This window comes from Mesorhizobium sp. W016, assembly GCF_054719485.1.
Genome location: NZ_JBTTIF010000002.1, coordinates 761,994 through 782,631, shown reverse-complemented (window position 1 = coordinate 782,631; position 20,638 = coordinate 761,994). Strand labels below are relative to the sequence as shown.

Here is a 20,638-nt window from a genome sequence, read left to right as displayed (position 1 = left end):
GTTGCAACACCGCAAGATCGTCGTGGTTCTGAAGGGCTACCCGCGGCTGTCGGAAACCTTCATCGCGCAGGAGCTGCTCGGTCTGGAGCGTGCGGGGTTCGACCTGATACTTTTCGCGCTCAGGCGGCCGACCGACGCAAAACGTCATCCCGTGCATGACGAGATCAAGGCCCCCGTCCATTATCTGCCGGAATATCTGCACAGAGAGCCGCTGCGCGTGGTTCGATCGCTGTTTGCCTGTCTGCCGCGGCCTGGCTTCTGGCGCGCGCTCAAATCGCTCGCTGCCGATATCCGCCGCGACTTTACGCGCAATCGCGCGCGCCGCTTCGGGCAAGCGCTGGTGCTGGCGGCCGAATGGCCGCAAGATGCCGGATGGCTGCATGCCCATTTCGCGCACACGCCGGCATCGGTGACGCGCTATGCCAGCCAGCTTCGTGGCTTGCCCTGGAGCTGCTCAGCCCATGCCAAGGACATCTGGACGTCGGCGGACTGGGATCTGGCCGGCAAGCTTTCCTCGGCGCGCTGGACGGTCACGTGCACGAAAACCGGCTTCGACCATCTGAAAAAACTCGCCAACGGCAGTTCGTCCGTGCATCTGAGCTATCATGGGCTCGACCTTGACCGCTTCGGCAGTTTCGGCGAGGCGCGAAAACAGCGTGACGGCTCGGCGCCGGCCGAACCGGTCATGATCTTGAGTGTCGGACGCGCCGTTGAAAAGAAAGGCTATGATACGTTGCTGGAGGCTCTTGCCCTCTTGCCTGGCGATCTGGCGTGGTGTTTCGAGCATATCGGTGGCGGCGAGGAACTGAACCGGCTGAAGGCGCTGGCGCAAAGGCTCGGGCTGGAGGGGCGCGTCTCCTGGAAAGGCGCGCTGGCGCAGGAGGAGGTGCTTGAGCACTACCGCAGCGCCGACATCTTCGCTTTGGCCTGCAGGATCACCGCGGACGGCGACCGGGACGGCCTGCCGAATGTTCTGGTGGAGGCGGCCAGCCAGCGGCTTGCCTGCGTGTCGACCGATATTTCCGGCGTGCCGGAGCTTTTATCGTCGGATGAAACCGGGCTGCTGATTCCCTCGGAAAACCCGACTGCCCTGGCACAGGCGCTGGAGCGCCTGATCCGCGATCCCGTCCTGCGCGCCCGCCTCGGCGACGCCGCGGAGCGGCGCGTGCGAAGCAATTTCGACCATGTGGCAGGCATTGGACAGCTCAAGGAACTGTTCGAGCGGGAGTGGCGGGTCGCCGAATGAAGCGGCTGCGCGCTTTCTTCTATGTTCAGCACCTGCTCGGCATCGGCCATCTCGCGCGCGCCAGCCGCATTGCGGCGGCTCTGGTCGATGACGGGTTCGACGTCACCGTCGTGACCGGCGGAGCGCCGATCGCGGGATTTCCGGGATCGGGTGTAAAATCCGTGACCCTGCCGCCTGTCACCTCCGGTGACGAAGGATTTTCCGGACTTGTCGACCTGCAGGGCAAAGCCATCGACGATGATTTCAAGACGCGGCGCTCGGAGATGCTGCTGCAGGCTTTCCGGGATTACAGGCCCGACATCGTCATTATCGAGGCGTTTCCCTTTGGACGCCGGCAGATGCGTTTCGAACTCTTGCCACTGATCGAGGCCATCGAAGCGACATCGCCCAGACCGCTGCTGGCGGCGTCCGTCCGCGACATCCTTCAGGAGCGCGTGAAGCCGAGCCGAAACGAAGAAACGGTCGATATCGTCAACAGGCATTTCGATCTTGTCATGGTCCATGGCGATCCGGCTTTCGCAACCATCGACAAGACATTTCCGCTGGCTGGGGCGATCAGGGCCGAGGTCGCCTACACAGGGCTCGTTGCCGCGCCGCCGGCGCAAGCGGCCTCAGAGCGCTTCGACGTTCTGGTGTCGGTTGGCGGCGGGGCGGCCGGAAAGAGCCTTGTCAGATCCACCGTCGCGGCGGCGCGAAGTGCCGATAACGCCTGGACATGGTGTTTGATCACCGGCCCAAACCTGCCGAAGGACGAGTTTGACGCGATTGCACGCGATGCCTCCCCACGCCTGTCCATCTTCCGGTTCCGCGAGGATTTCGCCAGCCTGCTGACCGGCGCCCGCCTGTCGGTCTCGCAGGCGGGTTACAACACGGTCTGCGATGTCATGCGCGCGGGGTGTCGCTCGCTGCTCGTTCCATTTGCAGCCGGCGGGGAAACCGAGCAGACGCGTCGCGCCCTGATGCTTGAAGAGCTCGGTCTTGCAACGGTGCTGACGGAACAGGACCTGACGCCTGAAGGTCTGGCGCAAGCGATCGAGCAGGCGCTTGCGGGACCGCCGCCAGCCGCGCATCGCCTCGATCTGGAAGGGGCGCGGCGCTCGGCGCAAATCCTGTGCGAGCGCTTCAAACAGCTCCGATCAGCATGAAGCGTGTATAATTTTTTGTCGGCAATTCGCCGGAGAACCTGATCTGCCGCAGCGCCGCCATGGCTTCGAAGGCTGCAAGTGACGCCACGCAGTTGATGTGCGTCGGCTCGCTGAAATAATCGTTCGACTGCAGCAGCACGTTCGTACCCCGCGGAAGCAGGGCAAGCCAGGCGCTGAGATCGGCTATGTGTTCGCAGCTCGTATTGACCACCAGGTCAGGCCCGCCGGCGGCATAGTCGAGTGTGTACATATCTGCCGTCAGCGCTTGAAACCGCTCGCCGGCTTGCCGGTTGAGTGTCCGGGCGACCGCGCCGACTTCGGGATCGATGTCGATGCTGTCGATCGCCCCGATGTCGAAGCGGGCGTCATTGAAAAGCATCGCCGGCAATACGCCGTACCATCCACCCAGAACCCATATGCGCTCGAACCGGCCGCCGCAGCTTTCGAACAGCCTGTCGAGCGCCCACATCTTGCAGGCGACCTGCTTGTGGTTGAAGGCATTGGCGATATCGGCCTGCGGATGCTTGGCGATGACGCGCGCCAGCCCGGCCACGAGAGGGTGGTCGACATAGGCGGCAATTCCCCGCGTGAGGTCCAGGGCTTGCTCATGCCCACCCATGCCGGCATTGCGTGGTTGCGTGACATCCATCATATTCGTCTTCTATGTTGGGATTTCGGGCGACACAACGCAATCTTGCCTCTTGCAAGCCTGTTCGACTTGCGGACGCGACTGTGGCGCAAGCCGTTTCGCCATTGACCGGAGGAGGCCGATTGCATTTGTCCGGACCATCGGCGCCCATCCGTCTGGCGCGCAGCTGCCGCTTCGAACTGGTCGATGGCAGCGAAGACATGGCCGATACACCATTCGCCAGCAGGTGCCTTTACATTCTGCATCCTTCAAACTGACAATCGCATATGGAAACCAGCCTAGCCCGCTATATCTGGACGCACACCAGGAAGCAGCAGCTCTGGATATTGATGATCGTCGTGCTTTCGATGGTCCCGTATTTCATGTCGTTCGACCTGCCGAAGCTGATCGTCAACGGCCCGATCCAGGGCAAGGGGTTCGAGCAACCGGGCGCGACCCTGCCATTCATGAGGTTGCACTATAACCTGCCGTTCATCGGCGAGGTGCAGTTCTTCTCCGGTTTTCAGCTCGACCGCACGTCGACGCTGCTTGCGCTCAGCCTTGTTTTCCTCTTGCTGGTCGTCATCAACGGCTTGTTCAAGCTCTACATCAACACTTACAAGGGCCGGCTCGGCGAACGCATGCTGCGGCGTATTCGTTTCGATCTGGTCGATCGTGTGCTGCGGTTTCCGCCGGTTTACTTCAAGCGGGTGAAATCCGCCGAAGTGGCGACCATGGTGAAGGACGAGGTGGAGCCGCTGGGCGGCTTCATTGGCGATGCCTTCCTGCAGCCGGTGCTGCTCGGCGGCCAGGCGCTGACGGCCATGCTGTTCATCATGGTCCAGAACGTCTGGCTCGGAATGATAGCGGTCGTGATCGTGGCGATCCAGATCGTGCTTATCCCGCGAATGCGGCGGCGGCTGCTCGTGCTCGGGCGCCAGCGGCAGTTGACGGCGCGCGCGCTTTCAGGCCGGGTTGGCGAAATCGTCGACGGCATCGGCGCGGTTCACGTCCACGATACGTCGAACTACGAGCGCGCCGACATAGCAGCCCGGCTCGGGCTCATCTTCAAAATCCGCTTCGATCTTTACCAATGGAAATTCATGGTAAAGTTCCTCAACAATTTTCTCGCGCAGCTCACGCCCTTTCTGTTTTACATGATCGGTGGCTATCTGGTCATCCAGGGGAGGTTGGATGTCGGCCAGCTCGTGGCCGTGATCGGCGCTTACAAGGACTTGCCCGGACCGATGAAGGAACTGATCGACTGGGATCAGGACCGGCAGGATGTCCAGGTCAAATATCAGCAGGTCGTCGAACAGTTCACCGTCGAGAATATCATCGCGCCGGAAATCGGAGCACTGACGGTCGACGATCCCGATCCGATGACCAAGCCGCTGTCGGCGGTCAGCCTGTCGATAGCAGACGATGGCGGCGCAATGCTCCTCAATCGCATCTCGCTCGAGGTCAAGCCGGGTGAGACGGTGGCTCTGGTCAGCACCGCAACAGGGGGAGCGGAGGCGCTTGCGGAAGCCTTTGCGCGGCTGACCTGGCCGGACAGCGGAAGGATCGTTTCGGGCTCCGATGACTTGCTTGATCTCCCCGAAGCCGTGACCGGCCGGCGCATGTCCTACGCTTCGTCGGATGTTTTCCTGTTCCAGGCAAGCCTGCGCGACAATTTGCTCTACGGTTTGAAGCATGCGCCGCTGACATCGGTGACATATGACGGCGCAGCGGCGGACCAGCACCGTTGGAATATCGACGAGGCGCGCCGGTCGGGCAATCCGGATCTCGATATCCGCAGCGACTGGATCAACTATGCCTCCGCCGGCGCCACCGGCCCGCACGACCTCTTCGAAGCCGTGCGCCGGGTGCTCGACGCGGTTCTTCTGTCGCGCGACATTCTGGATCTTGGCTTGCGCTCTTCGGCCGACCTCAAGCGCCACACGAAGCTTGCCGAGCGGATCGTCGAATTGCGTGCGGCGCTGCGAACCCGGTTGGAGGAAGAAGGCCTGAGCGCGCTGGTGGTTCCTTTTGAACCGGGCGCCTACAACAAGGAAGCGACGATCGGCCAGAACCTGCTCTTCGGCGCCGCGGCCGGCCCCGAACTGGCTCACAAGGCACTGGCGTCCAATCCCTATTTTGCTTCCGTGCTGAAGCAAGCCGGCCTCGACCGCACGCTCTACGAAATGGGCATGGAGATCGCCGAACAGGCGATCGAGCTGTTTGCCGACCTGCCGCCCGAACACCAGTTCTTCCAGCAGCTCGCCTTCATGAGCGCCGAGGAGATACCCGCCTACGAAACCTTGCTGCAACGGCTCAAGAATCGCCCCTACGATGCGGTTTCAGAGAACGACCGCGCCATGATGGTCACCTTAAGCTTTGCCTATATCGAGCCCCGGCATCGCTTCGGCCTGTTGACCGACGAGCTGATGAGCAAGATCATCGCTGCACGCAACCAGTTCTATGAAAACCTGCCGGCCGAGCTGGAGAAAGCTGTCGAACGGTTTGACCCTGCCAAATACATCGCCGCGGCCACCGTCATGGACAACGTCCTGTTCGGGCGTGTCGGCAACAACCATCCCGACGCGCCGGACCGCATTCGCTCCATCGTCTATGATATTCTTGACGAACTGGGGCTTTATGCCGAGCTTCTGGATGTGGGCCTGGACTTCAACGTCGGCGCCGCCGGCAGGCGGCTGACCGGCGGACAGCGACAGAAGCTCGATGTTGCCCGCGCCTTGCTCAAGCGTCCCGATTTCCTCATTCTCAATCGGCCGCTGTCGGCGCTCGACCAGCGCGTGCAGGACAAGGTGTTGCGGAATGTGCTCGACGAAGCCAGACGCGACGGCCATTCGCCGGCAATTGTGTGGGTGGTGACGAATCCAGCAATGGCGGCGATGTTCGATCGGGTTGTGGTCTTTGACTCAGGCCAATTGGTGGAAGACGGAACACACGAGACACTCCTGGCGGGAAACGGTATCTTCAAGGAACTTGTGTCATAGTCTGGCAAACGCGAATTCAGGAAGGTTTGCGACAATGCTGCTCAAGGATGAAGTTGGAATGCTGCAACGCGTTCCCTTGTTCTCTGGCATCGAGCCGACAAAGCTCAAGCTGCTCGCGTTCACGTCCGATCGCGTGAACTACAGTGCCGGCCAGATTCTTTTCCGGCAGGGCGACGAGGCAGACGCCGCCTATGTCATCCTTTCGGGCAGCGCGGATATTCTGGTCGATTCCGACAATGGGCCGATCAAAGTTGCCGAATTGCTGCCAAATTCGATCGTTGGCGAGATTGCCATATTGTGCAACAGCTCCCGTACTGCCACCGTCAAAGCGGCAAGTGAGCTGGAGGCCTTGAGAATCCGCAAGGACCATTTCCTGAGGCTTATGAAGGAGTTTCCCGAAATGACCATCGAGATATTGCGGGTTCTTGCCGATAGGCTAAGCAGTACGACCGCGGACCTGATCGACGCACGAACGGCCGAGAGCGATTCACAGTTGCACTGAAGCGGCGAGCCGCTCTGTTTCTTTGTTTTGATGCAGTTTCCGGAACCGTGTCACACCTTTCCTGGAACGACTCTGGCAGCAGTTGGTTGGCTACGATGGGCGAAAGGGTGCATGGACGACGATTTCTTCCTTGTCAGGTTTTGGGGCGTGCGCGGCAGCATTGCGGTGTCGGGGCCAGAATTTGCTCGCTATGGCGGCAACACGATCTGCATCGAGATGCAATGCGGCAAGCATACGCTTCTGTTCGACGCGGGCTCCGGCTTGCGGCCTGCCGGCAGGACGCTTCGGGCGGCGGGCGTCACCGATTTCGACCTGTTTTTCACCCATTGCCACTACGACCACGTCATCGGGCTGCCGGCTTTCAAGCCTATTTATGAACGAGGCATCAAAGTTACGCTTTGGTCCGGGCATCTGGCTGGACGCATGACGACGCGGCAGATGGTCGATGAATTCATTCGGCCGCCATGGTTTCCGGTGACACTCGGTGTCTGCAAGGCGAGCCTCGACTGCCGCGATTTCGCATCCGGAGACGTGCTTCGGCCGCGCGAAGGAGTTGTTGTGCGGACCGGTAGTCTTACCCATCCGGGCGGCTGCATCGGCTACCGGGTCGAATGGGGGGGCCGCGTCGTGGCGGTCATCACAGACACCGAGCACGAGCCGGGCAAACTCGATCCGGCGGTGCTCGGCCTGATCGAGAATGCCGACCTCGTCATTTACGATTGCACCTACACCGAGGAGGAAATGGAGCGCTACCGCGGCAACGGGCACTCGACATGGCAACAGGGCGTCAAGCTCTGCGAGGCGGCCGGCGCGCGCGGGCTTGCGCTGTTTCACCACGATCCGGCACGCACCGACGATGAGCTGGACGAGATGGAGAAACTGGCCAAAGACAGATTTGCCGGCGCTTTTGCGGCGCGGGATGGCCAGACGCTCACATTTCCAGTCTTGCACAAAAAGCGCTGAGCTATTTTCCGGCGCTGCGTTCTGTCAGTGTGCTGATCGGAAGCCATGCGCAGCCTTCTGCCCGCGCGGTGATCGTGAACAGCCGTTCGAGGAAAAGCCAGGCCAATTCATCATGGACGAGATGGTGGGTGAGCAGGCCGACCGGTTCGCCGCCGCCGAATGCACGCTGCAATTGCGCGACGATGGCCTGAACCAACAGACCATGATCGCGGCAGCCGCGCGTGCCATGCCAATCCATGATGTCGACATTGCTGTTGATGACCGCCAGGGAAGCCGGCCTTGGCGGCCCGAACACCGACAATGCCGCAAATCCTATCGATCGGAGGTCGGGTACCAGGCCGGCGTCGATCCGGTTCCAGGGCGGCACCAGCATCGGAACCGCACGTGCGCCGTGCAGGCCGGTTACACGGGACAGCCCGCCGGCCAGCTCATCCAGCACCACCTCGCGTGGCCGATGCGCGCCGAGCTCCTGCTTTTTTTGACCCTCGGGCGCATGATTTCGGTGCGCCCAGCCATGAATGGCGACCGTGGCATGCGGCGCCGCGTCAAGCCGGACGACAAGCGTCCCGTCGGTCTGGGCCGGAACGACGGCCAGAGTGACCGGAACCGCGAAGTCACCGGTGAGGTCGAGCAACCGATCGAGCGCCGGCGTCGGATCCACGGCGTCATCGTCGCGCAGCCAGAACTCTGCCTTGCGGCCCGCCCGTTGCCGGTGCGCCAGCTCGTCCACCAGGGGCTGCCAAATCGGGTCGGATGTCATGACAACGGGATCATCTTGAGAAGTTCCGCCAGACGGGCCTTTGCAGCACCGAGAGAGCGTTCTTCGAGAACGAAACGTCTGGCCTCTGCAGCCATGATGGTTCTTTCGTCATTGTTGGCCAGAAGCCTTGCAATTGCGGAAGCGAACGCCGCCACATCGCCCGGCGGGGTGAGAAACCCGGTCTGGCCATGCCGCACAACCTCCGGCACGCCGGCAATGTCCTGAGCCACCACCGGAAGGCCGGCGGCCTGTGCTTCAAGATAGGCAATGCCATAGGCCTCGCCGTAACCCGGCCAGACGTAGATTCCCCCGCTATAGAGGACAGCCGGCACGGCGACCGGCTCAATCGCGCCAAGCCATTCGATACGGTCGGCGGGCAAGCCGGCGAATTGCGCCTTTACCTCGTCACGGGCAGGTCCGTCCCCCACGACCGATAGCGTCCAGGGGAGATGGCCGATCAAACCGAGCGCCTGCGCCAGCATGCGATAGCTCAAGACCTTGTCGCCCGGGCGCATCATGGCGACGGTCACGAGGCGCGTCGGATAATCCAGTACCGGCATTTCGTGGAATGCCGATGTGTCGATGAAGGGTGAAAGCATACCGAGAGCGGCGTGGGGAACAGCATCCGCCAGCCCCTGGCGATCCCTTTGCGTGAAGCAGATGTTCAGCGCCGCCTGCTCGATGGCTCGCGCCACCAATGCCTGGCTATCGGCCCACGAACCGGCGTTGCGCCGTTCGGAATAGGAGGCTTCGGCCGTCACATAGGGGACAGCAAAGGCCAACGCCAGCTCGGGCCCGATCAGGTCGGGCGCCTTGTAGTAGGGATGATAGGAGAACCAGAGATCGGGCTTGCCGTCACGGTCCCAAAGCCTTGTCAGTCGCGCGGCTTCGTCCCGGGCCTCGATCATGAGCGCATCGAAACTTTTCGGTTCCGGCTGGCGTAGATAGAAGCGCAACTCCGATGCCAGTTCGACGCTATGCCCGCCATGCTGCAGCGCCTGGACCAGCATCCGTGCCATCTGGCGGTCGCCGGAGACAACGGGATGATTGGGCGACTTCAGCGGGGCGTAGAAGGCAATTCGCATCGCGCGATCCTATCATCGCAAAGCCTGCCCAAGTCAATTTCGAGGCATGATCGACTTCACCTTCAAGCGCTGGAATGTGCTATCTGATGCTTATGGAAACAGCTGTCGCGTCCGACCCGTTCGTCGCTTCTTTGCCGGTCTTCGCAAAGTTCGAAAGCGTTGCCGATATCGACAACTATCGGCCTCTCCCCGATGGCTGGGCGCTGGCCACCGCCGACATCGTCGGCTCGACCAAGGCGATCGAGGCCGGGCGCTACAAAACCGTCAATATGGCCGGCGCCAGCGTCATTTCGGCGCTGCTCAATGCACTGGGCCGGCAAGATCTTCCCTTCGTCTTCGGCGGCGACGGCGCGCTCGTGGCGTTTCCCGGCTCGGCGCTGGAGATCGCCCGTAACGCGCTGGCTTCTGTCCAGAGATGGGTGGCGGACGAACTGGACCTGACCTTGCGTGCCGCAATCGTGCCGATAAAGGACATAAGAGCGCAAGGCCTCGACGTTCGCGTGGCGAGGTTCCAGGCCTCCGAAGCAGCCTTCTATGCCATGTTCGCCGGCGGCGGCGGCAGTTGGGCGGAAGCCGAAATGAAAGCCGGGCGCTACCGCGTCGACCCCGCCCCGGCCGGCGCGCGGCCGGATCTGACCGGCCTCTCCTGCCGCTGGAACCCGATCGAAGCCCGGCATGGCGAAATTGTCTCGATCATAGCCGTGCCCGGGGCATCGCGCGACTTGCGTGGTTTCCAGTTTCTGGCTTCCGACATCATCACCCTTGCCGGCAGGCAGGAGCGCGATGGCCACCCGGTGCCGGTGGACGGTCCGGCCTATAGTCTCTTGCCCGCCGGTCTCGATGTCGAGGCACGGGCCACGGCGCCGCCGGGGCGGCGGTGGCTGGCCAAGCTGTGGGTGATCTTCCTGATGACGCTTACGGCCGTCACCGACAAATTGGGCTGGACGATCGGCGGTTTCGATCCGAAGGTCTACAAGCGCGAGGTGGCCAGCAATTCGGATTTCCGCAAGTTCGACGACGGCTTGAAGATGACCATCGACGTCGACGCGGATGTGTTGCAGCGGATCGAGAACCGGCTGAAACAAGCGGAAGAGGCCGGCATCTGCAACTATGGCCTGCACCGCCAGAAGTCGGCCTTGATGACATGCCTCGTCATCTCGCCGCTGCAGCGCGATCATGTTCACTTCATCGATGGCGCCGCCGGCGGCTATGCAATGGCTGCCGCAAGCCTGAAGGCGAAGGCGCCGGTCTGATGACGGCTTGGGGAATCGATTTTCCGCAATGCGCCGCGGCCATGGTTCTTGGGACCCGGCGAGCCCAACGGTGCCTGAGCCGACCAATTATTTGCGCGATGTCAGGATCGGGATTGCACTTCGCCGGCAGCCTCGCCACATAGTGTTGCAGGTGATTTGTGCGGTCGACGTCTGCTTGCTTCCTGCAAGGACAGTCATTCGGGATATTCTTCGCCGGCTTCTGCCCCCGAAGCCGGCTTCATTGACTTCGAGAATTTTGCGGATCAAAGGAGATGGCTCGTCTTCGACGGGTTTCGAGATAGCATGAGCACAGCGCAAGCAGAAATTTCCAACATTCTCATGGATAAGGTTGCCGATTGGCTGACCCAATCGGCGCTGGCGGGCGACGACCTGGAAACATTGGTCAAGGGTTTTTGTGAACGGCTGGCTGCTGCCGGCCTGCCGCTGAAGCGGGTGCATTTGAGCTTTTCGATGCTGCATCCGCTTTATGACGCGCTCGGTTTCACCTGGATTCGCGGCCAAGGCCTGGAAGTGGAAGGCTTCCGGAGTGAGAACGGCGTCCATTCCGACAAATTCCTAACCAGCCCATACTACCATCTGCTCAGCAACAAGCTCGACCATCTGCGGCGCCGGCTCGACCCGTCGGTGCGGTCGGAGTTTCCTGTTTTCGATGAGCTCAGGCTTATGGGCGTCACCGATTACATGGCTTTCGTCCATCCCTTCAACGGCGATACAAGTCAGGGCATGTTGGGGTCCTGGTCCACCGACAGTGCTTCAGGCTTCAGCGACAGCATGATTTCGGCGCTGCTGCGGATCCAGAACCATCTCGCCATAGCAAGCAAGATGGCGGTGCTCACCAAGCTCGCCGACAACATGATGACCACGTATCTCGGCGGTGACGCCGGCAGGCGCGTGCTGGACGGCCAGATCAAGCGCGGCGAGGGCGACACAATCCGGGCCGCGCTGGTGATGGGCGATATGCGCGGGTCGACAAGGCTCGCCGAAACCTCCGGCCGCGAAGTCTATATCGATACGCTGAACCAGTTTTTCGATGCCATCGCAGCACCATTCAATCGCAAAGGCGGGCAGATCATGAGTTTCCTGGGGGATGGATTCATTGCCGTCTACCCCTGCGAAAGGCACCGCGCGCAGTCAGAGATCGCCTGCCAGGCTGCTCTTGCGGCTGCGCACAAGGCCAGCATGCGCATGATGGAGCTCAATCTGCGCAGAAAAGAGCAAGGACTGGGCGACATAAAATTTGGTATCGGCCTGCATGTCGGCAATGTGATGTTCGGCAATGTCGGGCTTACCGACCGACTCACATTCTCGGTCTTCGGCTCGGCTGTAAACGAGGTCCAGCGTCTCCAGACCCTGACCAAGAAATATCCGCACAGCGTTCTCGCCAGCAAGGACTTCGCCGGCTATTGCGGGGCCAACAGTTGGCTGACGCTCGGCGAGGAGGAACTGGCGGGCAGCAAGCAGAAGCTGACGGTGCTTTCACCCGATCTGTCGGGTGCTCTCGCACTCGATGAAGACGCTGCGCTGCAGCCGTTTCACGATCGGATATCGGACGCCGAGCAGGTCATGCTGCTTCATCGCGATGCCGCGCGGCTGTCGGCGGGCGACCGGAGGAAGCTCCAGTAGTCACCACCATCCGATCTGGACGCCCTGGTATGCTGTCCGGCCGCCGGTCGCCGGGGAATTCGTTTCGAATCCAAGTTGCTCTGCGCTGACAATGCGCTAGTCTTGCTTTTTTGGGGCCGGTCGGGAGGCGCCAGATTGGGGCTGGTGTGGGAATGGATGCAGGCGTTGATCTGCTGCGGATCGAGGATGTTGGCATCTCTTTTGCCATTGTCGGGGGACCGTTGCATGCCGTCAGGCGGGCAAATCTTCGCGTCCTGCCCGGCAAGGTCACCGCACTTGTCGGTGAGTCCGGTTCCGGAAAATCGGTTCTCAGCCAGGCCGTGATGGGCATCTTGCCGAACACGGCCCATGTTCGCGGCCGTATCCTGTTTTCCGATCCCAAAAAGCCCGGCACGACGCAGGATATCCTGCAGATGCCGCGCGACGGACCCGAAATCCGGGCGTTGAGAGGCAGCCGCATCGGCAAGATCTTTCAGGAGCCGATGACATCGCTGTCGCCGCTGCACACGATCGGCAACCAGGTCAGCGAATCCCTGCAGATTCATACGCACATGGATCGGACGGAGCGCAAGGCACGGACCGAGGAAATGCTCGGCCTCGTCGGGTTCCCCAATCCCAAGCGCGCCTACGACATGTATCCGTTCGAACTTTCGGGAGGATTGCGGCAACGCGCCATGATCGCCATGGCGCTTATCTGCCGGCCCGCTCTGTTGATCGCCGATGAGCCGACGACGGCGTTGGACGTCACCATCCAGGCGCAAATCCTGCAATTGCTGCGCGGGCTTCAGACCAAGCTCAACATGGCAATGCTGCTGATCACGCACGACCTCGGGGTGGTTGCCAATGTCGCCGACGAGGTGGTGGTCATGTACCATGGCGAGATCATGGAAGCGGGCCCTGTGGAGGCAATATTCCGCCGGCCAGGCCACCCTTACCTGAAGGGCCTCATGGCAGCCGTCCCGCATTTCGACCTGAAGCCTGGCGAAAGGCTGAAGGCGCTCCGCGAGGTGCCGGTGAATGTCGGGACCCTGCTGGGCAAGCAGACGGCGCCGGAAGCGAAGGGGCCGGACGACATTCTGCTGTCGGTCAGGGATCTGAAAAAGGTCTACACCATCCGCAACTCCGGATGGTTCAGCGGGAGCCATCAGACCTCTGTTCGCGCCGTGGACGGCGTCAGCTTCGACATCAGGCGAGGTGAGTGCCTGGGCCTGGTTGGCGAAAGCGGCTGCGGCAAAACCACCGTCAGCAAGATCCTGATGCGGGCCGTCACCCCTACCGGCGGCTCCGTGATCTTCAACGGCCGCGACGGACCGATCGACGTCCTGGAAGCCGAGGGAGACGCCCTGCGCTTGCTGCGGGCGAAACTCCAGATGGTTTTCCAGGATCCGGTCTCGTCGCTTTCGCCTCGCATGACCGTGGAAAACATCTTGAGCGAGCCGCTGGAAATCCATCAACGTGGCAATGCCGCGTCCCGGCTAGCCACGGTCAAGAGCCTGATGCAGGCAATCGGGCTCGATCCGCGCTTCATCCAGCGTTATCCCCACAGCTTCTCCGGCGGGCAGCGTCAGCGTATCGGCATTGCGCGCGCCTTGGCGCTGGGGCCTGAACTGCTGATCTGCGACGAGCCGGTTTCGGCGCTCGATGTCTCCGTGCAGGCGCAGATCCTGAACCTTCTGAAGGACCTGCAGAAGGAACTGGGCCTGACCTACCTGTTCATATCCCACAATCTGGCGGTGGTGGACTACATGGCGGACCGCATCGCCGTGATGTGCGGCGGGCGTATCGTCGAGCTTGCGCCGCGCGAAATTCTGCTCAGGAAACCGATCCACCCCTACACGCGCTCACTGCTCGCCGCAGTCCCTTTCCCCGATCTCGACCGGCCCATGGATTTCAAGACGCTGAAGCTCGGCGGCGCTTCCGACACCAGCGCATGGGGCCCGCAATTCCGCGACGAGGGCGAAGAGGATATGCTGTCGCCGCTCGATCTTGGCGGCGGCCACCTCGTCCTGGCCCGACGTTCGGCCGATGTCAGCGAGTTACGCCATTGATCAGCCGCCGCACTGTCCTTGGTCTCATGGCTTCGGCATTTCTGCCGGGCACGGCGCGCGCCGGCGATCTGGAGCCGGATTTTCTTCAGCCGCAGCTGAAAGCCAGGGCTCTGCCGCCACTCGCGGAGCGCCTGCCCAAGAGCCCGCGCGCGTTGAACCTCGCCGCGATGGGCCGGCAGCCCGGCCAGTATGGCGGCACGCTGCGTACGATCATCGGCAGCCAGAAAGATATCCGGATGATGACGATCTACGGGTATTCCCGGCTGGTCGGCTATGACGAGAAGCTTAACTTTCAGGCCGACATTCTCGAAAGTTTCGACGTGAAGGACGATCGCGTCTTCACGTTCAAGATTCGGGAAGGCCATAAATGGTCAGACGGCAGCCTGCTGACGCCGGAGGATTTTCGTTATTGCTGGGAAGATGTCTGGCTGAACGATGAGCTTTCGCAAGGGGGGCTCGCCCCTGCCCTGCTGGCGGACGGCAAGCCGCCACGTTTCGAGATCGTCGATCCGTTGACGGTCCGCTACAGTTGGGACGCGCCCAATCCCGACTTCCTGCCCAAACTTGCCGCTGCTTCGCCGACACCGCTTGTTTTGCCAGCCGCCTATCTCAAGCAGTTCCACAAGAAATATCAGGATCCATTCCGGCTCGCCGGCCTGATGAAGGAGAACCGGACCGCAAAATGGACGCTGCTGCACATCCGCATGTCGCGGCAGTATCGCCCGGAGAACCCGGATCTGCCGACACTCGACCCCTGGCAGAACCGGACCAAGCCGCCGGCCGAGCAGTTCATCTTCGAGCGCAACCCGTTCTTTCATCGAACAGACGAGAACGGCCGGCAACTGCCCTATGTCGACCGGATCATCATGAATGTCAGCTCGTCGGCGATCATCTCCGCCAAGACCGGTGCGGGCGAGAGCGACCTGCAATGCATGGGAATCGACTTCAGCGATTACTCCTTCCTGAAGGACGCGGAGAAGCGCTACCCGGTGAAGATGCATCTGTGGAAACGCACACAGGGTTCGCGGCTGGCGCTCATGCCAAATCTGAATTGTGCCGACCCGGTGTGGCGCGGCCTTTTGCGTGACGTGCGCGTGCGACGCGCCCTTTCGCTCGCTGTCGACCGTCGCGAGATCAACATGGCCGTCTTCTACGGATTGGCGCAGGAAAGCGCCGACACGGTCTTGCCGGAGAGCCCGCTCTACCGGCCGGAATTCGCGAAAGCCTGGATCGCCCACGATCCCGACCAGGCCAATGCGCTGCTTGACGAGGTCGGGCTTCAGGCCCGTGACGATGACGGCCTGCGGCTACTTCCCGATGGACGCCCGGCGCAGATCATCGTGGAAACAGCCGGCGAAAGCACGCTGGAAACCGATGCGCTCGAACTCATCACCGATCACTGGCGCAAGATCGGCATCGCTTTGTTCATCCGGACTTCGCAGCGCGACATCTTCCGCAGCCGCGCGCTTGGCGGCCAGATCCTGATGTCGATGTCGTCGGGCATCGACAATGGCGTGCCGACCGCCGACATGAATCCATACCAGCTGGCCCCCACCATCGACGACCAGCTGCAATGGCCGCTCTGGGGCGCTTACTATCTGTCGCATGGCAAGATGGGTGAGGCGCCCGATGTTCCTGAAGTGGTCGAGTTGATGGCTTTGCTCAAGCGCTGGAACGGGTCGACCGAATCCAGCGAGCGCGCCGAAATCTGGAATTCGATGCTGTCGATCTACACCGATCAGGTGTTCTCTATCGGTACGGTGAACGAAACACTTCAGCCGATTCTGGTATCCTCGCGGCTGCGCAACCTGCCTGACAAAGCACTCTACGGCTACGACCCGACCTCCTATTTCGGTGTCTATTTGCTGGACACATTCTGGCTTGGAGGCTCCTGAGCGTGCTTCGATATCTTGTCTGGCGCATCGCCGTGATGGTTCCAACGCTGCTGGTCATATCGGCGCTGGTGTTCACCATCATCGAACTTCCACCGGGCGACTATTTCGACAGCTATGTCGCTGAGCTTCGGGCCCAGGGCGAAGCGGTGGATTCCGACCGCATCCAGATGATGCGCAAGGAATATGGTTTCGACCAGCCGCCGGTCATTCGCTACTTCTACTGGGTGGGCGGGATGCTGCACGGCGATTTCGGCTATTCCTTCGAATATGAGCTGCCGGTTCGCGACGTCGTCGGCGACCGAATGTGGCTGACCGTGCTGGTTTCCTTCGTCACGATCATCTTCACCTGGCTCATCGCCTTTCCGATCGGCATGTACTCCGCCACGCATCAATACAGCTGGGGCGACTACGGCCTGACTTTCTTCGGCCTTCTCGGCCTTGCCATTCCGAATTTCATGCTGGCGCTGATCCTGATGTATTTCGCCAACATCTGGTTCGGCACGTCCATCGGCCACCTCATGGACCAGCAATATCTCGGCGAGCCGATGAGCTGGGCCAAGGCGAAGTCGATCCTCGCCCATCTCTGGATCCCGGTCCTGATCATCGGCACCGGCGGCACGGCGAGCATGATCCGGCGGCTGCGCGCCAATCTGCTCGACGAACTGCACAAGCAATATGTCGTTACGGCGCGCGCCAAGGGCCTGCATCCGTTCAAGGCGCTGGTCAAATATCCGCTGCGCATGGCGCTCAATTTCTTCATTTCCGACATCGGCTCGATCCTGCCTGCCATCATTTCCGGCGCCGAAATCACGGCTATCGTTCTGTCATTGGAAACGACCGGGCCGATGCTGATCAAGGCGCTGCAAAGCCAGGATATGTATCTGGCTGGGTCATTCCTGATGTTCCTCGCCTTCCTTACGGTCATCGGCGTGCTGATTTCCGACCTGGCGCTGGCGCTGCTTGATCCACGAATTCGTTTGCAGGGTGGCAGCACCAAATGAAGCAGGACTCGCCGCTGCCCGCTCCGGGTGCTCCACTGCAACACTACATTTCCGGCGCGCCCTTCGACCTGCAGTCGGTCGAGGCGATGACGCCGGAGCAATCGAAGGTCTTTCAGGCATCGCAGTTGCGGCTGATGTGGTGGAAATTCCGCAAACACCGGCTTGCGCTTATATCCGGCATATTCCTGGCAGTGCTGTATTCCGGGATACTTATCTGCGAGTTCCTGGCGCCCTACAATCTGCACTCGCGCAACATGGACTACATCTATGCGCCGCCGCAGCACGTGCACCTGTTCCACAATGGCGAGTTCGTCGGGCCGTTCGTCTATGGCCGCCAGATGACGCTGGATATGGACACGCTCAAGCGGAACTACATCGAGAACCACGACGACGTTCAGCGGCTCCGTTTCTTCTGCCAGGGCGACACTTATCGGTTCTGGGGCCTGATCGAAGGTGACAGGCATTTTGTCTGTCCTGCCGAAAACGGGCAGCTGTTTCTGGCCGGCACCGACAGGCTGGGGCGCGACGTGCTCTCGCGCATGATCTATGGCGCACGCATTTCACTGACTATCGGCCTCGTCGGCATCAGTTTCAGCTTCCTGCTCGGCATCGTCATCGGCGGACTGGCCGGCTATCACGGCGGTATCTTCGACTTGATCGTCCAACGGATAATCGAAGTCCTGCAATCGATTCCCAGCATTCCGCTATGGCTGGCCCTGGCGGCGATCATGCCGATAACGTGGAGTCCGATCCTGATCTATTTCGGCATCACCGTCATCCTCGGGCTGCTCGACTGGACCGGACTGGCGCGCGCCGTGCGTTCAAAGCTTCTGGCCTTGCGCGAGGAGGATTACGTTCTGGCGGCGCAATTGATGGGCGCCGGAAGCAGCCGCATCATCAGGCGGCATCTCATTCCCGGCTTCATGTCGCATCTGATCGCGACGGCGACGCTCTCCATCCCTGGCATGATCCTGGGCGAAACGGCGCTGAGCTTCCTCGGGCTCGGCCTGAGGGCGCCGATAACCAGCTGGGGCATCCTGCTCACCGAGGCGCGCAGCGTCAGCGTGATCGCGTTCTATCCATGGCTGCTTTTGCCGATGCTGCCGGTCATCCTCGTTATCATGGCGTTCAACTTCCTCGGCGACGGCTTGCGGGACGCCGCAGACCCCTACAAGTGATATCGCTGTTCCACCGCGAGGCCTGCCGAACACTCCACCCGGTATGACGCTTGTCGGCGGCCGGTTGCGTTATTGCAGGGTTCGTCGTTCGCCTTTATATGCAGCAAGCCTCGATCGGGGCTGCTGGTTCAGGACACACAATCGCATATGAGTCGCCTCGATAATTTCATCAGCAGGATGACCGCGCAGCGCGACATTCTCAATCGAATCTGCCCCGAGGTGGCGAAGATGGAGGGGCTTGTGCTTGAGCTCGGCCTCGGCAATGGCCGGACATTCCACCATCTGCGCGAGCTTCTGCCCGGGCGCCGGATCGTGGTGTTCGACCGCGAAGTTGGCGCGCACACTAGCTCAATTCCCGAAGCTGAAAACCTCGTGCTCGGCGAAATACGCGAGACGGGCCGCAAGTTCATTGGCATCGAAGCCGCCCTTGTTCATGCCGACATTGGCACCGGCTATGACGATCGCGATGCAGTGACCGCTACCTGGCTTCCCGATCTGATTGCGAGCCTGCTTCGCGTCGGCGGCTTCGCGGTCAGTGGCACGCCGCTCGATCACCCGCTGCTGCAACACCTCCCGGCGCCCACTTCGGAGCCCGCCGACCGTTATTTCCTCTGCAAGCGCGTGTGAGCGGTAGAGAACTCTTCAGGGGATCGTATAAACCGCAATCTCCCGCTCGATGCCGCGCAGCGAGACCTCGTGCGGCACGGGCGTCAGCGCGTTCCTGTGCAACAGATCGGCGGTGAGATTATCGTCGACCACCGCACGCGTGGCGAAGATCGCCTGTGCGTTGGCGAGGTTCTGGACCCGCGAAGCAATGTTGACCGTCTGGCCGAAATAATCCTGCCGCTCGTTCATGGACACGGCTATGCAGGGGCCGGCATGAACACCGATCTTGAGCAGAAGGTCCTCGCGCCCGCTTTTGTCATTGAGCGCCCGCATGGCGTCGCGCATCCGCAGCGCCGCGGCAATCGCACGGTCAGGCGTCGCGAAGGTCGCCATCACCGCATCGCCGATCGTCTTCACAACCGCGCCTGCCTCCGCCGCGACGATCTCGTGCAGAACCTGGAAATGCTCGCGCACGAGATCGAAGGCTGAAAGATCGCCCACCCGCTCGTAAAGCTCGGTCGATCCGCGCAGATCGGTGAACAGGAAGGTCAGGCTGGTGATCTTCAGGCGCTGGTTGATGTCGAGCGTATCCGTGCGATAGAGATCCCGGAACGTCTGGTTGGTGAGCAGGCGCTTGGCGGTCACGAAGGGCCGGCGCTTGCCCAGGAAATCATGCAATACCGGGCAGGCGATGAAGACCGTCGGCAGCACGCGCGTGTCGGTCCTGTTTTCCAGCGAAATGCGCAATGGGCCGGGCTGCATCTCCAGCGTCTGGCTCTGGACATGGTCGCGGTCGAAGGCCAGAGAGAGGTTTCGCCGCTCTTTTGCCGGTTCGCCCTTCGCGTCGATGAACTGGGCCGAATGCGTGACCGGCTCGAAGACGATGATAAATTGGGGCGGAAGCTGGATGTGCAGAACCGCCTTTTCACCGGGCGCAAGCTCGATATCTTCCAGCGAGAACGCTTCCATCTTTTCCGCCAGATCCTCGTCCGGCAGATCGGCCCCGGACGCCCAGTAGATCTGGCGGTAATATTCCACCAACGGCAGTTCGTGTGGATTGTGGGCGGCAATCCTGCGCACACGGGGACTGACGGTGAATGTCACCTCGACCATCTCGTCGAGTGTCGGCGAATAGCCCTGGGAGCACAGCGCGCAGGTGTATTCGTCCTTCTGCATGGTTTTCAGCGTGGCGTTGGTGTCGAGCACGCCGCCACAGCCGGGGCACAGAACATTCCAGGAAATGTCGAAGATGCCCACCCGCGCCGCATGGAGAAAGGCGCTTATGGTGCGTTCCTCGTCGAGGCCATGCTTGCTGGCGAAGGCCAGCGCATTGATGCGGCAAAGTTCGCGGTCCTTGCCCTCGGCGATGGTTTGCCGGATTGCGTCGATTGCCTGCGGATCGACATCGGTCGATTGCCGCAGAAGCGAGAACAGATCCTGAGCTTCGGTCATCGTGCAGGCTCCGGAAATTGCGCCGTTAGGGCATGATGCCGAAAAGTGTGAAGCGGTTTTCGGACGACATCATGCTCTATTTCCTGATTCAGAGGCGGATTCAGATTTCAGGTCGGACAGACCTGAAATCATCCGGCTCTAGGCGTGTTGGCCGGACCGATCTTCGACCCGAACGCTCCATCATACTGCGAAATGGACCGTACGGCCATTCGAATGGACAAGCCTGGTGA

The 20,638-nt window shown here is 61.3% G+C and carries 16 protein-coding genes; 12 read left to right on the top strand and 4 right to left on the bottom strand.

The annotated features are described in order from the left end of the window. Position 1 precedes the first annotated feature (1 nt). Positions 2-1,246 (top strand): glycosyltransferase, encoded by a 1,245-nt coding sequence (locus ACYG9V_RS04190; RefSeq protein ID WP_023805874.1) that lies wholly within the window; start codon positions 2-4, stop codon positions 1,244-1,246. Continuing rightward, a complete protein-coding gene (locus tag ACYG9V_RS04185; RefSeq protein WP_352765793.1) occupies positions 1,243-2,391 on the top strand; it encodes a glycosyltransferase family protein in 1,149 nt (382 codons plus the stop codon). Before ACYG9V_RS04190 ends, ACYG9V_RS04185 begins: the two co-directional genes overlap by 4 nt. On the opposite strand, the gene ACYG9V_RS04180 is transcribed toward ACYG9V_RS04185, so the two are convergent. Next, positions 2,369-3,040: a class I SAM-dependent methyltransferase gene (locus ACYG9V_RS04180; RefSeq protein WP_081726163.1), complete on the bottom strand. Its 672-nt coding sequence runs from the start codon at positions 3,038-3,040 to the stop codon at positions 2,369-2,371. The two genes, ACYG9V_RS04185 and ACYG9V_RS04180, sit on opposite strands and share 23 nt — an antisense overlap. 266 nt (positions 3,041-3,306) lie before the next feature. Here ACYG9V_RS04180 and ACYG9V_RS04175 point away from each other — a divergent pair, with 266 nt between their 5' ends. The 3 genes from ACYG9V_RS04175 to ACYG9V_RS04165 all read left to right on the top strand — a co-directional run bounded on the left by ACYG9V_RS04175 (position 3,307) and on the right by ACYG9V_RS04165 (position 7,486). Further along, positions 3,307-6,021, top strand: a complete 2,715-nt coding sequence (locus ACYG9V_RS04175; protein WP_023706793.1) for an ABC transporter transmembrane domain-containing protein — start codon at positions 3,307-3,309, stop codon at positions 6,019-6,021. Between the two features lie 34 nt (positions 6,022-6,055). Then, a complete protein-coding gene (locus tag ACYG9V_RS04170) occupies positions 6,056-6,523 on the top strand; it encodes a cyclic nucleotide-binding domain-containing protein (protein ID WP_023672144.1) in 468 nt (155 codons plus the stop codon). 111 nt (positions 6,524-6,634) lie between these two features. Further along, a complete protein-coding gene (locus ACYG9V_RS04165) occupies positions 6,635-7,486 on the top strand; it encodes an MBL fold metallo-hydrolase (protein ID WP_023672143.1) in 852 nt (283 codons plus the stop codon). 1 nt (position 7,487) lies between these two features. Here the strand turns inward: ACYG9V_RS04165 and ACYG9V_RS04160 are convergent, their stop codons facing one another. Together ACYG9V_RS04160 and ACYG9V_RS04155 are read right to left on the bottom strand one after the other, a co-directional pair. Further along, positions 7,488-8,246 (bottom strand): polysaccharide deacetylase family protein, encoded by a 759-nt coding sequence (locus tag ACYG9V_RS04160; RefSeq protein WP_460221914.1) that lies wholly within the window; start codon positions 8,244-8,246, stop codon positions 7,488-7,490. Further along, entirely contained in the window at positions 8,243-9,331 is a 1,089-nt protein-coding gene (locus ACYG9V_RS04155) for a glycosyltransferase family 4 protein (RefSeq protein WP_352765791.1), read from the bottom strand. Before ACYG9V_RS04155 ends, ACYG9V_RS04160 begins: the two co-directional genes overlap by 4 nt. A 74-nt stretch (positions 9,332-9,405) precedes the next feature. Here ACYG9V_RS04155 and ACYG9V_RS04150 point away from each other — a divergent pair, with 74 nt between their 5' ends. The 7 genes from ACYG9V_RS04150 (at position 9,406) to ACYG9V_RS04120 (ending at position 18,977) form a co-directional block, all read left to right on the top strand. Continuing rightward, positions 9,406-10,584 carry a DUF3095 domain-containing protein gene (locus ACYG9V_RS04150; RefSeq protein ID WP_027050460.1) on the top strand — a complete coding sequence of 393 codons (1,179 nt, stop codon included), beginning with the start codon at positions 9,406-9,408 and terminating at the stop codon, positions 10,582-10,584. A 303-nt stretch (positions 10,585-10,887) separates the two neighbouring features. Next, entirely contained in the window at positions 10,888-12,228 is a 1,341-nt protein-coding gene (locus tag ACYG9V_RS04145; RefSeq protein ID WP_460221913.1) for an adenylate/guanylate cyclase domain-containing protein, read from the top strand. 152 nt (positions 12,229-12,380) lie between these two features. Then, positions 12,381-14,276, top strand: coding sequence for an ABC transporter ATP-binding protein (locus tag ACYG9V_RS04140; RefSeq protein WP_023672138.1), 1,896 nt, complete (start codon positions 12,381-12,383; stop codon positions 14,274-14,276). Then, positions 14,273-16,171, top strand: coding sequence for an ABC transporter substrate-binding protein (locus ACYG9V_RS04135; RefSeq protein WP_352765790.1), 1,899 nt, complete (start codon positions 14,273-14,275; stop codon positions 16,169-16,171). Before ACYG9V_RS04140 ends, ACYG9V_RS04135 begins: the two co-directional genes overlap by 4 nt. Positions 16,172-16,173: 2 nt before the next feature. Further along, entirely contained in the window at positions 16,174-17,172 is a 999-nt protein-coding gene (locus ACYG9V_RS04130) for an ABC transporter permease (protein ID WP_023672136.1), read from the top strand. Next, positions 17,169-18,350 carry an ABC transporter permease gene (locus tag ACYG9V_RS04125; RefSeq protein WP_023702557.1) on the top strand — a complete coding sequence of 394 codons (1,182 nt, stop codon included), beginning with the start codon at positions 17,169-17,171 and terminating at the stop codon, positions 18,348-18,350. The genes ACYG9V_RS04130 and ACYG9V_RS04125 overlap by 4 nt, the downstream gene beginning before the upstream one ends. Positions 18,351-18,497: 147 nt before the next feature. Beyond that, complete coding sequence (locus tag ACYG9V_RS04120; protein WP_023672134.1) at positions 18,498-18,977, top strand: class I SAM-dependent methyltransferase; 480 nt, start codon at positions 18,498-18,500, stop codon at positions 18,975-18,977. A 15-nt stretch (positions 18,978-18,992) separates the two neighbouring features. On the opposite strand, the gene ACYG9V_RS04115 is transcribed toward ACYG9V_RS04120, so the two are convergent. Next, entirely contained in the window at positions 18,993-20,408 is a 1,416-nt protein-coding gene (locus ACYG9V_RS04115) for an adenylate/guanylate cyclase domain-containing protein (RefSeq protein ID WP_023685078.1), read from the bottom strand. Between the last annotated feature and the right edge of the window lie 230 nt (positions 20,409-20,638).